Raw genomic sequence first — 13,245 nt, forward strand, 5'->3', positions numbered from 1 at the left:
GCGCTTGAGGTTTTTGCTGATGTCCCTTCGTATTGCTGTCCAGATGGACCCGTTGCACTCGATCAATGTTGCGGGCGATTCCACCTTTGCCCTGATGCTGTCCGCACAGGCGCGGGGGCATACGCTGTGGTATTACGATGTCGGCACGCTGGCATGGGAATCGACGGCGGACGGTAAGGGGCGCGTCTCGGCATGGGCCGCGCCGGTGACGGTCCGGCGGCCTCAGGCGGGCGAATCGCATTTCACGCTGGGCGACTTTGCCAATATCGACCTTGGCGCCGACATTGACGTGGTGCTGATGCGTCAGGACCCGCCGTTCGACCTTGGCTATATCACCGGCGCGCATATTCTTGAAAAGCTGAAAGGCACGACGCTGGTCGTCAATGATCCGGAACAGGTGCGCAATGCGCCCGAAAAGGTCTTCGTGCTGGATTTCGCCCAATTCATGCCACCGACGCTGGTGGCGCGCCGGATCGAGGATGTGCGCGATTTCCAAAAGCGGATGGTGGAACGCGGTTTCGGCGGCGATCTGGTCATCAAGCCTCTGCACGGCAATGGCGGTAAGGCGGTGTTCCGCGTGCCCGCCAGCGGCGACAATCTGGGCGCCTTGATCGAGGTCTTCACCCAGATGTGGAAGGAGCCCTTCATGGTGCAGCCCTTCCTGCCCGACGTGTCCAAGGGAGATAAGCGCATCGTTCTGGTCGATGGCGAGGTGGCCGGCGCGATCAACCGCAAGCCAGGCGAGGGCGAGTTCCGCTCCAACCTTGCCGTGGGCGGCAGCGCCGAGGCGACCGATCTGACCGAGCGTGAGGCGGAAATCTGCCGCGTGCTTGGCCCGGAACTGCGCGCGCGCGGGTTGGTGTTTGTCGGCATCGATGTGATCGGCGGACAATGGCTGACCGAAATCAACGTGACTTCGCCCACCGGGATTGTCGCCATCGATCGCTTCAACAATAGCGACACCGGCGCGCTGATCTGGGCGGCGATCGAGCGTCGCCATGCGGAGATGACAGCCGCCTGATGCCCCAAGACGCATGAAACGTCTCGACCAACTGACAGCGCTGCGGTTTTTCGCGGCGCTGGCGGTGCTGGCCTCGCATTTATGGCCGCTGGCCGAATATCCCAATGCGTTGCAACCGCTCGCGCAAACCCTCTTCCACGAGGGGTACGCGGGCGTGTCCTTCTTCTTCATGCTCTCGGGCTATATCCTTGCCCATACCTATCAGCGTCGGCTGGCAGAGCGGCGGATTGGGCTGAGGCATTATCTGGTGCTGCGGCTTGCGCGCATCCTGCCGCTGCATTGGCTGGTGGGCGTACCGCTGGCGGTGATGGCGCTGGGGCAGGAGGGATGGTCCAAGGTGGCGGTCAATCTGCTGCTGCTTCAGGCTTGGGTGCCCCGTGCCGATTGGTATTTCACCATCAATGAACCGAGCTGGAGCCTGTCGGACGAGGCGTTTTTCTACGCCAGCTTTGCCGGTCTGGCTCTGTTGTCGGTGCGGCGGTTGGGATGGCTGGCGGCGGGGGGGCTGGCGGTCAATCTGGGCATTGTTCTGTGGCGAATTGCATCGGGCCATGCGGCGATCAGCCTGAATGACACGCCGACCCTGACCCATTGGCTGACCTATATCAGCCCGGTGACGCGGTTGCTCGATTTTATGGTGGGGATGTTGATCTATCGCCTGCCCAAACGTGGCGGGGCGACGGTGGAATGGCTGGCGCTGGCTTTGTTGCTGGGCGCGATGGTGGCCTATCCGTTGCTGGGCGTGCCCGATGTGTGGCGGATGCAACTGGCCTATCTGCCGCTTATGGCGCTGTTCATATGGGCCTTTGGCGCGGGGGGCGGGGCTTTGTCGGGCTGGCTGTCGCGGCAAGGCTGGCTAGTGCTCTTGGGTGATGCCTCTTTTGCGCTTTATCTGGTTCATCTGCCGGTGGTGCATGGCGGATTGGCGGTACAGGATTGGCTGGGTGATGGCGCGATGCCATGGGTGCCTTGGGCGGGGGTGGTGGCATGTGTCGCCATGGGCGTTTCGGTGGCGGTCCACCTTTGGATAGAAGTGCCGGTGATCGGCTGGCTTCGTCCCCGGATCGACGGGTGGTTCGCCCGTTAATCCTCTGCTCTGGGATGTGCGTTGCGATAGGCGTCGAGCAGCACCGCCGCATCCACCCTAGTATAGACCTGCGTCGATGACAGGCTGGCGTGACCCAGCAATTCCTGAATCGAGCGCAAATCCGCGCCTGCGCCCAACAGATGCGTGGCAAAGGAATGGCGCAGCGCATGGGGCGTTGCCGTATCGGGCAGGCCCAGCATGCCGCGTGCATGGGCCACCGCTTTTTGGACGGCGGACTGATAGAGGGGGGCGCCTTTCCCTGTGCGAAACAGCGCCTTGTCTCGTTCGACCGGATAGGGGCAGGCTTGGAGATAGGTCGCAATCGCCTCGCGCACGGCGGGAAGGATGGCGATCACGCGCTGCTTGTTGCGCTTGCCGGTGATGGTCAGCCGGTCGCCCATGGGCCAGTCCGCGCCGGTCAGCGACAATGCCTCGGCAATGCGCAGGCCCGCGCCATAAAGCAGCAGCAGCACCGCCCGGTCGCGCAACCCCTGCCAATCCTCACGCGCATTGACCGCGACCAGATCGGCCAGATCGGTGGCCTCATCGGGCGTGATCGGGCGGGGGATGCCACGTTTGATCCGGGGGCCACGCAGGCGGGGAGGGGCGGGTTTGACCAATCCGGCCTTTTCACGCGCAAAGCTCAGGAAGCTGCGCGCCGCCGACAATTCGCGCGCGACCGAGATATTGGCGATCCCATCCTCGCGTCTTTGGGCCAGAAAATGCCGCAATCCGCCCGGTTCGATCCGGGCCAGCGCGGCCCAGTCGTAAGCCTCCAGCGCATCCATCAACCGCCCCGCCGTCGCCATATAGGCGCGCACGGTATGCGGACTGCGCCGCCTTGCATCGGTCAGATGCGCGTGCCACGCCGCCAGAACATCGGCGCGGGCCGTCAGAAATGCGGCGGCTTCATTCATCCGCCAAGCCCGTCGGGCGTAACCTCGGCGATCAGCGCGTTGAGGACCAGCATCCCTGCCTCGCTCGCGCCGACACGCGGGCCATCCTGCCACATCAAGCCTTGGCGGATGAACAGCGCCAATTTGTCCGCATCAATCAGATCATCCTGCGCCAGACCCAGCCGCGTCGAGAGCGCCGCCACATCCAGCCCTTCGGCAAGGCGCAGGCCCATCAGCACCGCCTCGGCCCCTTGTTCGGAGATGGTCAGCAGGCGTTCTTCCTGAATGCCATCGCCGCGTCGCTCAATGGCGGAAAGCCAGTTTTCGGGCTTTTTGTGGCGCGTCGTGGCAAATTGGTGGCCATCATGACCGCCGCGTCGCCCATGCGCCCCCGGCCCGATCCCGGCATAATCGCGGTATCGCCAATAGGTCAGGTTGTGTCGGCTTTCCTGCCCCGGCCTAGCATGGTTGGACACTTCATAGGCGGGCATGCCGGCGCGCGCCATAATGGCGCGGGTCATGGCGAACAGGTCGGCGGCCGGATCATCCTCCAGCGGGGCAATGGCGCCCTCGCGCACCAGCGTGGCAAAGCGCGTCCCCTCCTCGATCGTCAATTGATAGAGCGAGAGGTGATCGGTGCCCAAGGACAGGGCGCGGTTGAGTTCGGCCTCCCAGTCTTCCGCCGTTTGATCGGGGCGGGCATAGATGAGGTCGAAGCTGACGCGGTCGAAATGGTTTTGCGCGACATTTAACGCGGCCAAAGCCTCGTCCACGCCATGCAGGCGGCCCAGAAAGCGCAAGGCATCATCGTCCAGCGCCTGAACCCCCAGCGACACGCGGTTGACCCCGGCACTGGCCAGAGCGGCGAAATTGGCGGCCTCGACGCTCGACGGATTGGCCTCCAGCGTGATCTCGATCCCGGGTGCAAAACCCCACAGATTTTCCGCCTCGGCCAGAAGCGCGGCGACAAGGGCAGGGGGCATCAGGCTGGGCGTGCCGCCGCCAAAGAAGATGCTCTCCAATGCCTCGCCGCCCGCCATTTCCGCCTCGCGGCGCAGGTCGGCCAACAGCGAGCGTTGCCACAAATCACGGTCCACCCCGTCGCGCACGTGGCTGTTAAAGTCGCAATAGGGGCATTTCTTGAGACAGAAGGGCCAGTGGATATAAAGTGCGCGCGCCATGCTTTCTTCACGCGGGTTTAAGGCTTGGATGTCAAGCCTTGCCCACTATGCGCTATGCTTTTGTCCTCTGTTGCCTGTTGTCGACGCCGGTTGCGGCGCAGCCCACTATTACGCCCGTGGCGCTTTATGGGCCGGTCAATCCGGTGATGCCGCCTGCCATCGCGGCCCGCGCTCTGGCCGCGCATAATCGTGAGCGGAGCAAGTATGGCGAGGCTCCCTTGGTTTGGGATGAAGCTTTGGCGCGCGGCGCACTCGATTGGGCGCAGGAACTGGCGCGCACCGGCAAGTTCGACCACGCCCCGGCGGCAAGGCGCAAGAGGGCGGGCGAAAACCTGTTCATGGGCACTGCGGGCGCCTTTTCCATCGACGCCATGATCGGCCAGTTCATTGCCGAGCGCGAATACTTTCAGCCCGGCACATTCCCCTATGTCACCCGCGACGGCAATTGGCACAATGTCGCCCATTACACCCAGATCGTGTGGCGCGGCACGCGCCGGGTGGGTTGCGCCATCGCGCGGGCGCGGCGTGATGACGTGCTGGTGTGTCGCTATTGGCCTGCGGGGAATATCTTTGGGCAGAGGGTGCCGTAAGGTTTTGAGAGTCGATGCCTCCGGCGGGCAAAGGGCGGGGGCCCTTTGCAATCCCGGTACTGTTTGCGTTGCTTGCGGGCGTCCGTTTAAATGATACACCGCTCTTAATGACATTTTGAATAGGTGAGCTTTGAATGCATTCTTAGCGATTATGCGTTTTCTTGCCTTCATTTTAGGCATGCTTGGTGTAATTGCGGTTTCAGGTATTGCCTTGAATTATTTGCCTGCAGCGTGGGAATATCATGTTGCCGATAATCGCATGCGGTGGTTTGTTTGCACCCCTATCTTATTGATCCTGATTGCAGCGAAGCTCTTTTTTGCCAGAAATCCCGAATGGGATACGCCTCGAAATTTTTCATCTGCAATTGGTGCCGGCGTCGTCGCAGGATCAGTCTTAAGCTTGGGTATTTTTCTTACATTCTTCCTCGAAGCTATGAATGGATCGCTGGACAGAAATGCCGCTTCGCGTTCATGGACTGTTTTGGACGTTAGGAAATACGAGGGCGGCTATCCCTATATCAGGCTGGTCGTGAAAAATTTTGCTGGGGTGAATACTCAGTCAGAGATTTTTTGGAACAGGGGCTATCCTGCCGGATGGGACAGGGCTGGCAATTGCCTGATTGCCGATACTGGGCCAGGTATTCTGGGGCTGCGGTGGATTGCGAATGAACGCATTGGACCTTGCACCTGATGCAATGCCGCTTCGCCTACCTTTCGCCCATTCCCCGCCGCGCAGCGGCTATCAAAACCTTATACGCCGCCCCCCAAACACCACGCCGCGTTCAACCCGCAACGCATACAGTATCGGGATTGCAAAGGGCCACCGCCCTTTGCCCGCCGGAGGCATTCTTAACCCCGAAGAAAAACCTCACCCAAACTGATCGGCCACCAATTTGCGGAAAGCATCCGCACGGTGGCTGATTTTGGCTTTGTCGGCGGGGGGGATTTCGGCAAAGGTTTGCTTGTACCCACGCGGGATGAATACGGGGTCGAAGCCAAAGCCAAGGCGCCCGCGCGGCGGCCATGTCATGGTGCCGTCGACGCGCCCTTCGTACACGGCATCGACGCCATCGGGCCATGCCAAGGCAAGGACGCAGGCAAAATGCGCGGCGCGGCCAACGTCGGGGCCGTGTTCGCACAAAAGCCCTTCGACCTTACCCATGGCCATAAACCAGTCGCGGCCTTCGGGGCCTTCGTACCAGTGGCGCTCGGCCCAGTCGGCGGTATAGACGCCGGGCCTGCCGCCCAGCGCCTGTACACAGAGGCCCGAATCATCGGCCAGCGCGGGAAGGCCGCTTTCCACCGCCGCAAAACGCGCCTTGATCAGCGCGTTTTCGATAAAGGTCGTGCCAACTTCCTCCGGTTCCTGAAGCCCGAGTTCGCCCGCCGACACGCATTCCAGCCCATAGGGGGCCAACATGCGCTGCATCTCGGCCAATTTGCCCAAATTATGCGTGGCGATCACGATCTTGCCGGAAAGTCTGCTCATTGGCCCTGTCCTTAGGCGGATATTTCTCCATAGAACGGCAGGTTCCATGGTTAATTAAGCGGCGTTAAGTTTAAGCCCCTACAGCCTTGTCCTGTGCGGCAAAGATGCGGTCGCAACCGATGCGGGCCAGACGCAGCAGGCGCAGCAGGCCTTCCTCGTCATAGGTCGCGCCTTCGGCGGTGGCCTGCGCTTCGGCGATATGGCCGCCTTCGATCAGGACGAAATTGGCGTCGGCATCCGCGCCCGAATCCTCAATGTAATCAAGGTCGAGCACCGGCGTGCCATTGACGATGCCGCAGGATACGGCGGCCACCTTGCGCGGCAGCGGATCTTCGGTGATCAGGCCCTTGGCCATCAGACCGTTGATTGCCAGACGCAGCGCAATCCAAGCGCCCGAAATCGAGGCCGTGCGGGTGCCGCCGTCGGCCTGAATGACGTCGCAATCCAGCGTGATCTGACGTTCGCCCAGCTTTTTCAGATCGGTGACAGCGCGCAAGGAACGGCCGATAAGGCGCTGAATTTCCTGCGTGCGGCCCGACTGCTTGCCCTTGGCGGCTTCGCGGCTGCCGCGGGTGTGGGTGGCGCGGGGCAGCATCGAATATTCGGCCGTCACCCAACCTTCGCCCTTGCCGCGCAGGAACGGCGGCACGCGCTCTTCCACGCTGGCGGTGACCAGAACCTTGGTGTCGCCAAAGCATACCAGCACGCTGCCTTCGGCATGTTTGGTGAAATTGGTGACGATTTCGATGGCGCGCATTTCATCGGGCGCGCGACCAGAAGGACGCATGGGGAGCCTTTCAATTAAACGTGTCGCGGCCCTAACGGTTTGCGCGGGGCGGGGCAAGGATTTGACGACGTGGCCCTTGATTTGCAAAGGCGTGCCGCCCAATAAGATGCCAATGGCTCAAAATCCCGCCTCTGTCCTCTCGTTTCCGGAGATTACCGGGCGCGCGCGCGAAGTGTTTCGGCAAGTGGTCGAGGCTTATCTGCATTCCGGCCAGCCGGTCGGGTCCAAGACGCTGGCCGGGGGCGGGGCGCTTAACCTTTCGCCCGCCTCGATCCGCAGCGTTCTGGCCGATCTGGAAGGGTTGGGGCTTTTGTCCCACCCGCATACCAGCGCGGGCCGAATGCCGACCGAGCAGGGGCTGCGCCTGTTTGTCGATGGCATGATGCAGGTGCGCGAACCCAGCATAGAGGAACGCGCCGCGATTGAGCGCTCGCTCCATCAACCCGGCCCGATCGAGGCGGCTCTGGCCGCGACCAGCGCGGCGCTGTCGGATATGTCGGCCTGTGCGGGCGTGGTCATGGTGCCCCAGCGCGAACCGCGCCTGATCCAGATGAACCTCGTCCCCCTGTCGCCGGGGCGCGCTCTGGCGATTCTGGTGGGTGAGGATGGCGGGATCGAAAACCGCATTCTGGCCCTTCCCGAAAGCATCGGCGCCGGGGCGCTGGAGGCGGCATCGAATTACATCACGGCCCATCTGGGCGGGCGCACTCTGGGCGAAGCGGCCCGCGCGATGCAGGTCGAAATCACCAGCGGGCGCAGCGCTTTGGACGCGGCCAGCGCCGATCTGGTCCAGCGCGGCCTTGCGGTTTGGAGCGAGGATGCGGCCAACCGCCCCGTTTTGATCGTGCGCGGACAGGCCAATCTGCTTGACGAGGCGGCGCTGTCCGATCTGGACCGGGTGCGATCCTTGCTGGACGATCTGGAAAACAAACAATCGGTGGCCGAATTGCTGGACCGCGCCAAAGAAGGCGACGCCACGCGCATCTTTATCGGCAGCGAGAACCGGCTTTTTGCACTTTCCGGCTCATCGGTTATTGCATCTCCCTACAGAGATCGCGATGGGCGGGTCATTGGCGTTGTGGGGGTAATCGGTCCGACGCGGTTGAATTATGCGCGTCTCGTCCCCATGGTGGATTTCACGGCCCAGTCGTTGGGCAAGTTGATCGGTTGAAACTGGAATAATCGGAAAAATGACGGAAGAAACTACGCAGGGGCAGAACGAAGCCGGTGACGATCTGGCAACGCGCATCGCTCAACTCGAAAATGATCTGGAAGCGGCTCGTAACGACGTCCTTTACGCCCGCGCCGACACGCAGAATGTGCGTCGCCGTCTGGAAAAGGACATCGCCGACGCGCGCGCCTATGCCAGCACGTCCTTTGCCCGTGATATTTTGAGCGTGGCCGATAACCTGTCGCGCGCGCTCGACGCCATTCCCGCCGACCTGCGCGAGGATGAGCGGTTGAAGGCTCTGCTCGCCGGGATCGAGGCAACGGGCCGCGAATTGGACAAGGTGTTTGGTCAGCATGGCATCCAGAAGGTTGCCGCGCAGGGCCTTCCGCTGGACCCCAATCAGCATCAGGCCATGATCGAAGTGCCCCATGATGCCGAACCGGGCACCGTGATCCAGGTGCTTCAGCATGGCTATACGATCAAGGATCGCCTGCTGCGTCCGGCCATGGTGGCCGTGGCCAAGAAGCCGGAATAAGGATCTCTTGCGCGGGGCGGATGGAACATTCCTCCGCCTCAGTCCTTTCCCTGAGTAACGAGGAAAGGAGGCATGTATGCGCAAGGCAATGATGATGTCGATTGTGGCGGGCGCCCTGATGATGACGGGCGGCTGTGCCAGCAATTATGGCGGTGAAGGCGCTTTGGCCGGTGCCGGTGTAGGCGCGGTTGTGGCCGGGGTCGCCGGCGGCGACGTGGCAACGGGCGCGGCCATTGGTGCGGCGGCGGGCGGCGTGGCCGGTTCGACCGTTCGCAAGGATGGCGGATGCTATCGCACCGACCGCTATGGCCGCGAATACCGCGTGCGCTGCCGCTGATACGACGGCGCGCGCAGGAAAAGGGTTGCTAGCCGGATTGGCTGGCGGCCCTTTTCGCGTTTACATCTTGGAATGATCCATGCCCGCCATGTTGCCAACCATGCCGGGGCTTTCGATTTTCAGCGTCGAGGTGATCTTGCGCCCATCGGAAAAGACCAGCGTGACATCGGTTGTGCCGCCCGGTTGCAATTCGGGCGAAACGTCAAAGACCATCGCATGTTTGCCGCCCGGCCCGAATGCGACGCTTTGCCCCGATCCAATGTCCAGCTTGGGCACGGCCTCCATAATGCCGTCGAGCGTCACATGCATTTCCGCCTTGCCCGCACGGGCCACCTCGACCCCGGTCAGCGTGGCGACAGCGCCGCTCTGATTGGAGACGGTGAAATAGGCCGCCGCCGGATTGCCTTTGACCGCAGGCAGGACAAGGCGGCCGCTGTTAACCAAAACGCCATCGGTGGCCGACAGGCTGACGGGGGGCTGGGCCTTTTTTTCACCCCCACACGCGCCAAGCGCGATTGTGAGGCAGAGGGCCAGGGCTGGTTTTTTCATCCTGCGGCATTCCTTGGTGTCGATTGCGGTGTTGGCAATGGGCCAGATGGTCTTGCGCGCCGGATAGGATATGCGCGCCTTGAAAGATTGAAATTAGGTGCTTTCGCGTCTTATTCCAAGCATGACTGTGTTTACAACGGTGTAAATGCTGATGTTCACAGCGGTTTGGTGGTGGTTGTCACGGATCGATCACATCGCGTGATTGCTTCGTATTGGCCATGATCCATCACAAATTTGACGGGTAAAATGAACCCCGACCGGGGATGAAGTGAAACAACAGGCCCCAAGGCCCTTGTTAGCCGCAAAACCCCACCTATATGCCGCCAAGTCAAACGAGCCATCGAGCCGCTTTGCCGGATTTCCGGGGAGCCAAGGGGTGGTGTCACACTGGACTTAGGGATCTGAGATATGGGTAAAGTAATTGGTATTGACCTTGGCACCACCAACAGCTGCGTTGCGGTGATGGATGGGGGCAAGCCCAAGGTCATCGAAAATTCGGAAGGTGCGCGCACCACGCCGTCGATCGTCGCCTTCACCAAGGATGGTGAACGCCTGATCGGCCAGCCTGCAAAGCGTCAGGCGGTGACCAACCCCGACAACACGATTTTCGCGGTAAAGCGTCTGATCGGCCGTCGTTTTGAAGATCCCATGACCCAGAAGGACATGGAACTGGTTCCCTATGCCATCGCCAAGGGCAAGAATGGCGATGCGTGGGTTGCAGCCGGTGGCACCGATTATTCGCCGTCGCAGATTTCGGCCTTTATCCTTCAGAAAATGAAGGAAACGGCCGAATCGTATCTGGGCGAAACCGTGACGCAGGCCGTCATCACCGTCCCGGCCTATTTCAACGACGCCCAGCGTCAGGCCACCAAGGATGCTGGCCAGATCGCCGGTCTTGAAGTGCTGCGCATCATCAACGAACCGACGGCGGCGGCTCTGGCCTATGGTCTGGACAAGAATGATGGCAAGACCATCGCTGTCTATGACCTTGGCGGCGGCACGTTCGACGTGTCGATCCTGGAAATCGGCGACGGCGTGTTTGAAGTGAAGTCGACCAATGGCGACACCTTCCTTGGCGGTGAAGATTTCGACACCAAGCTGGTCGAATATCTGGCCGACAAGTTCAAGGCGAAGGAAGGTCTGGACCTCAAGACCGACCGTCTGGCTTTGCAGCGTCTGAAGGAAGCGGCTGAAAAGGCGAAGATCGAACTTTCGTCGGCGCAGACCACCGAAATCAACCTGCCCTTCATCACCGCGCGTATGGAAGGCGGCGCGACGACCCCGCTGCATCTGGTCGAAACGATCACCCGTTCGGATCTGGAACGCATGGTGGGCGATCTGATCGCCCGCACGATGGAACCCTGCCGCAAGGCGATGCAGGACGCCGGCGTGACGGCGGCCCAGATCGACGACGTGGTTCTGGTGGGCGGTATGACCCGCATGCCCAAGGTGCGCGAAGCCGTGAAGGAATTCTTCGGCAAGGAACCGCACACCGGCGTGAACCCGGATGAAGTCGTGGCCATGGGCGCCGCCATTCAGGCGGGCGTGCTTCAGGGCGACGTCAAGGACGTGCTGCTGCTCGACGTGACCCCGCTCTCACTGGGCATTGAAACGCTGGGCGGCGTGTTCACCCGCATGATCGACCGCAACACCACGATCCCGACCAAGAAGTCGCAGGTCTTCTCGACCGCTGATGACAATCAGCAGGCCGTGACCATCCGCGTGTTCCAGGGCGAGCGTGAAATGGCGGCGGACAACAAGATCCTGGGCCAGTTCGACCTGATCGGCATTCCGCCGGCCCGTCGCGGCGTGCCCCAGATCGAGGTGACCTTCGACATCGACGCCAACGGCATCGTGAACGTGTCCGCCAAGGACAAGGGCACCGGCAAGGAACAGCAGATCAAGATCCAGGCCAGCGGCGGCCTTTCGGACAATGACATCGATCAGATGGTCAAGGATGCCGAAAAGTTCGCCGAAGAGGACAAGAAGCGTCGTGAATCGGCGGAGGCCCGGAACAATGCCGACAGCCTCGTCCACGCGACCCAGCAGCAGCTGGCCGAAAATGGCGACAAGATCGATGCCGGTCTGAAGGCTGAAATCGAAGCTGCGATTGCCGAAGCCAAGACCGCGATCGAAAGCAATGATCCGGCCGAAATGACCGCCAAGACCCAGGCCCTGACCGAAAAGGCCATGAAGATGGGTCAGGCGATCTATGAGAAGGAACAGGCTGCTGCGGCCTCGCCGGGCGCCGCTCCGGCTCAGGACGATGTGGTCGACGCCGAGTTCTCGGAAGTGGACGACAAGAAGGCCTGATGTTGCGATGAAAGAGGCCCGCTCTGAACGGGGCGGGCCTCTCTTCAGGGGAAATGTGCAATGTCGGCTGAAATCGACTATTACGAATTGCTGGAGGTTTCGCGGGACGCCAATGAGGCCACGCTGAAATCTTCCTATCGCAAGCTGGCGATGAAATTTCACCCGGACCGCAACCCCGGTTGCAAGGAGTCCGAGGCCAAGTTCAAGCAGATCAGCGAAGCCTATGATTGCCTGAAGGACCCGCAAAAGCGTGCAGCCTATGACCGTTTCGGCCATGCGGCGTTTCAGCAGGGCGGCGCGGGCGCTGGTGGCGGTTTCCATGGCGGCGGTGATTTCGGCGATATCGGCGATATTTTCGAAAGCATCTTCGGCAATGCCTTCGGCGGTGGCGGCGGTGGTCGTCAACAGGCGCGTCGCGGCGCGGACCTGCGCTATGATCTGGAAATCGGGCTGGAAGACGCGTTTCACGGCAAGACCGTGGAAATCGAGGTCGAAGTGGCGACGGGTTGTGAACCTTGCGCCGGTTCGGGCGCGGAACCCGGCACGGGCAAGCGCCGCTGCAACCTTTGCGGCGGGCATGGCAAGGTGCGGGCGCAGCAGGGCTTCTTCATGGTCGAGCGCACGTGCCCGACCTGTCATGGCCGGGGCGAGGTGATCGAGAAGCCTTGCAAGAAGTGCCATGGCGAAGGTCGCGTCGACAAGCGTCAGAAGCTGGAAGTCGCGATCCCCAAGGGCGTTGACAATGGCAACCGCATCCGGCTTCAGGGCAAGGGTGAGGCGGGGCCGAATGGCTCGCCGGCGGGGGATCTCTATATCTTCCTCCACATCAAGCGCCATGCGGTGTTTGATCGCGAAAGCACGACGCTGCTGACCCGTGCGCCGATCAGCTTCACGACGGCGGCGCTGGGCGGCCAGATCGAAATCCCCGGTTTGGATGGCGTCAGGCACGTCATCGACATTCCCGCAGGCATCCAGACCGGCAAGCAATTGCGCAAGCGCGGGGCCGGTATGCCGGTTCTGAACGGGCGCGGCATGGGCGATATGGTGGTCGAAGTGGCGGTGGAAACGCCGACCAAGCTTTCGGCCCGCCAGAAGGAATTGCTGCGCGAGTTTCAGGGGACCGAGACGGGCGATGAATGCCCGGAGGCCAAGGGCTTCTTTGATCGGTTGAAGAATGTCTGGAGCGATTTGACGGAGTGACGGTTGGGGGTTTTTGCCTCCGGTGGGCAAAGGGACTTATCCTTTTGCAATCCCGTTACTGTATAGGTTGCGTTGTTGTTTCGGCCGTT

At 61.6% G+C, this 13,245-nt stretch carries 14 protein-coding genes; 9 read left to right on the forward strand and 5 right to left on the reverse strand.

Translation table 11 applies throughout. From position 1 onward, the window contains the following. The first annotated feature begins 19 nt into the window (after positions 1-19). Both gshB and AC2S2E_RS11295 read left to right on the forward strand, forming a co-directional pair. Positions 20-1,021, forward strand: coding sequence for a glutathione synthase (gene gshB, locus AC2S2E_RS11290; protein WP_486522401.1), 1,002 nt, complete (start codon positions 20-22; stop codon positions 1,019-1,021). Positions 1,022-1,034: 13 nt separating this feature from the next. Then, a complete protein-coding gene (locus AC2S2E_RS11295) occupies positions 1,035-2,108 on the forward strand; it encodes an acyltransferase family protein (RefSeq protein ID WP_486522402.1) in 1,074 nt (357 codons plus the stop codon). On the opposite strand, the gene AC2S2E_RS11300 is transcribed toward AC2S2E_RS11295, so the two are convergent. Together AC2S2E_RS11300 and hemW are read right to left on the reverse strand one after the other, a co-directional pair. Continuing rightward, entirely contained in the window at positions 2,105-3,025 is a 921-nt protein-coding gene (locus AC2S2E_RS11300) for a tyrosine recombinase XerC (RefSeq protein ID WP_486522404.1), read from the reverse strand. The two genes, AC2S2E_RS11295 and AC2S2E_RS11300, sit on opposite strands and share 4 nt — an antisense overlap. Continuing rightward, a complete protein-coding gene (gene hemW / locus AC2S2E_RS11305) occupies positions 3,022-4,185 on the reverse strand; it encodes a radical SAM family heme chaperone HemW (RefSeq protein WP_486522406.1) in 1,164 nt (387 codons plus the stop codon). The genes AC2S2E_RS11300 and hemW overlap by 4 nt, the downstream gene beginning before the upstream one ends. Before the next feature lie 77 nt (positions 4,186-4,262). Between hemW and AC2S2E_RS11310 the strand changes: the two genes are divergently transcribed. Then, positions 4,263-4,775 carry a CAP domain-containing protein gene (locus tag AC2S2E_RS11310; protein ID WP_486522407.1) on the forward strand — a complete coding sequence of 171 codons (513 nt, stop codon included), beginning with the start codon at positions 4,263-4,265 and terminating at the stop codon, positions 4,773-4,775. Between the two features lie 151 nt (positions 4,776-4,926). Beyond that, entirely contained in the window at positions 4,927-5,466 is a 540-nt protein-coding gene (locus AC2S2E_RS11315; protein WP_486522408.1) for a hypothetical protein, read from the forward strand. Between the two features lie 177 nt (positions 5,467-5,643). Here AC2S2E_RS11315 and rdgB read toward each other — a convergent pair whose 3' ends face one another. Beyond that, positions 5,644-6,264, reverse strand: a complete 621-nt coding sequence (rdgB, locus tag AC2S2E_RS11320; RefSeq protein ID WP_486522410.1) for an RdgB/HAM1 family non-canonical purine NTP pyrophosphatase — start codon at positions 6,262-6,264, stop codon at positions 5,644-5,646. A gap of 70 nt (positions 6,265-6,334) precedes the next feature. Next, entirely contained in the window at positions 6,335-7,051 is a 717-nt protein-coding gene (rph, locus tag AC2S2E_RS11325) for a ribonuclease PH (RefSeq protein ID WP_476104146.1), read from the reverse strand. A gap of 112 nt (positions 7,052-7,163) precedes the next feature. On the opposite strand from rph, the gene hrcA reads away from it, so the two are divergent. From hrcA to AC2S2E_RS11340, 3 genes are all read left to right on the forward strand, one after another. After that, positions 7,164-8,222, forward strand: a complete 1,059-nt coding sequence (gene hrcA / locus AC2S2E_RS11330) for a heat-inducible transcriptional repressor HrcA (RefSeq protein ID WP_486522411.1) — start codon at positions 7,164-7,166, stop codon at positions 8,220-8,222. Positions 8,223-8,241: 19 nt separating this feature from the next. Next, the gene (gene grpE / locus AC2S2E_RS11335; RefSeq protein WP_476104144.1) at positions 8,242-8,757 is read left to right on the forward strand and encodes a nucleotide exchange factor GrpE; all 516 of its coding nucleotides are present in this window, start codon (positions 8,242-8,244) and stop codon (positions 8,755-8,757) included. A gap of 76 nt (positions 8,758-8,833) precedes the next feature. Further along, positions 8,834-9,094: a hypothetical protein gene (locus AC2S2E_RS11340; RefSeq protein ID WP_486522412.1), complete on the forward strand. Its 261-nt coding sequence runs from the start codon at positions 8,834-8,836 to the stop codon at positions 9,092-9,094. Positions 9,095-9,154: 60 nt separating this feature from the next. Here AC2S2E_RS11340 and AC2S2E_RS11345 read toward each other — a convergent pair whose 3' ends face one another. Then, on the reverse strand, positions 9,155-9,643 hold the full coding sequence (locus AC2S2E_RS11345; protein ID WP_486522413.1) for a copper chaperone PCu(A)C: 489 nt from the start codon (positions 9,641-9,643) through the stop codon (positions 9,155-9,157). A gap of 408 nt (positions 9,644-10,051) precedes the next feature. On the opposite strand from AC2S2E_RS11345, the gene dnaK reads away from it, so the two are divergent. Continuing rightward, positions 10,052-11,956, forward strand: coding sequence for a molecular chaperone DnaK (gene dnaK / locus AC2S2E_RS11350; RefSeq protein ID WP_486522414.1), 1,905 nt, complete (start codon positions 10,052-10,054; stop codon positions 11,954-11,956). 60 nt (positions 11,957-12,016) lie between these two features. Further along, positions 12,017-13,156, forward strand: a complete 1,140-nt coding sequence (dnaJ, locus tag AC2S2E_RS11355) for a molecular chaperone DnaJ (protein WP_486522415.1) — start codon at positions 12,017-12,019, stop codon at positions 13,154-13,156. The last annotated feature ends 89 nt before the right edge of the window (positions 13,157-13,245 follow it).

The sequence above is a fragment of the Novosphingobium sp. 550D genome, assembly GCF_057401885.1.

Bases quoted from the DNA above. Each gene is read 5' to 3' on its own strand.
- gshB (WP_486522401.1), top strand. From the start codon at position 20: ATGTCCCTTCGTATTGCTGTCCAGATGGACCCGTTGCACTCGATCAAT.
- AC2S2E_RS11295 (WP_486522402.1), top strand. From the start codon at position 1,035: ATGAAACGTCTCGACCAACTGACAGCGCTGCGGTTTTTCGCGGCGCTG.
- AC2S2E_RS11300 (WP_486522404.1), bottom strand. From the start codon at position 3,025: ATGAATGAAGCCGCCGCATTTCTGACGGCCCGCGCCGATGTTCTGGCG.
- hemW (WP_486522406.1), bottom strand. From the start codon at position 4,185: ATGGCGCGCGCACTTTATATCCACTGGCCCTTCTGTCTCAAGAAATGC.
- AC2S2E_RS11315 (WP_486522408.1), top strand. From the start codon at position 4,927: ATGCGTTTTCTTGCCTTCATTTTAGGCATGCTTGGTGTAATTGCGGTT.
- rdgB (WP_486522410.1), bottom strand. From the start codon at position 6,264: ATGAGCAGACTTTCCGGCAAGATCGTGATCGCCACGCATAATTTGGGC.
- rph (WP_476104146.1), bottom strand. From the start codon at position 7,051: ATGCGTCCTTCTGGTCGCGCGCCCGATGAAATGCGCGCCATCGAAATC.
- hrcA (WP_486522411.1), top strand. From the start codon at position 7,164: ATGGCTCAAAATCCCGCCTCTGTCCTCTCGTTTCCGGAGATTACCGGG.
- grpE (WP_476104144.1), top strand. From the start codon at position 8,242: ATGACGGAAGAAACTACGCAGGGGCAGAACGAAGCCGGTGACGATCTG.
- AC2S2E_RS11340 (WP_486522412.1), top strand. From the start codon at position 8,834: ATGCGCAAGGCAATGATGATGTCGATTGTGGCGGGCGCCCTGATGATG.
- AC2S2E_RS11345 (WP_486522413.1), bottom strand. From the start codon at position 9,643: ATGAAAAAACCAGCCCTGGCCCTCTGCCTCACAATCGCGCTTGGCGCG.
- dnaK (WP_486522414.1), top strand. From the start codon at position 10,052: ATGGGTAAAGTAATTGGTATTGACCTTGGCACCACCAACAGCTGCGTT.
- dnaJ (WP_486522415.1), top strand. From the start codon at position 12,017: ATGTCGGCTGAAATCGACTATTACGAATTGCTGGAGGTTTCGCGGGAC.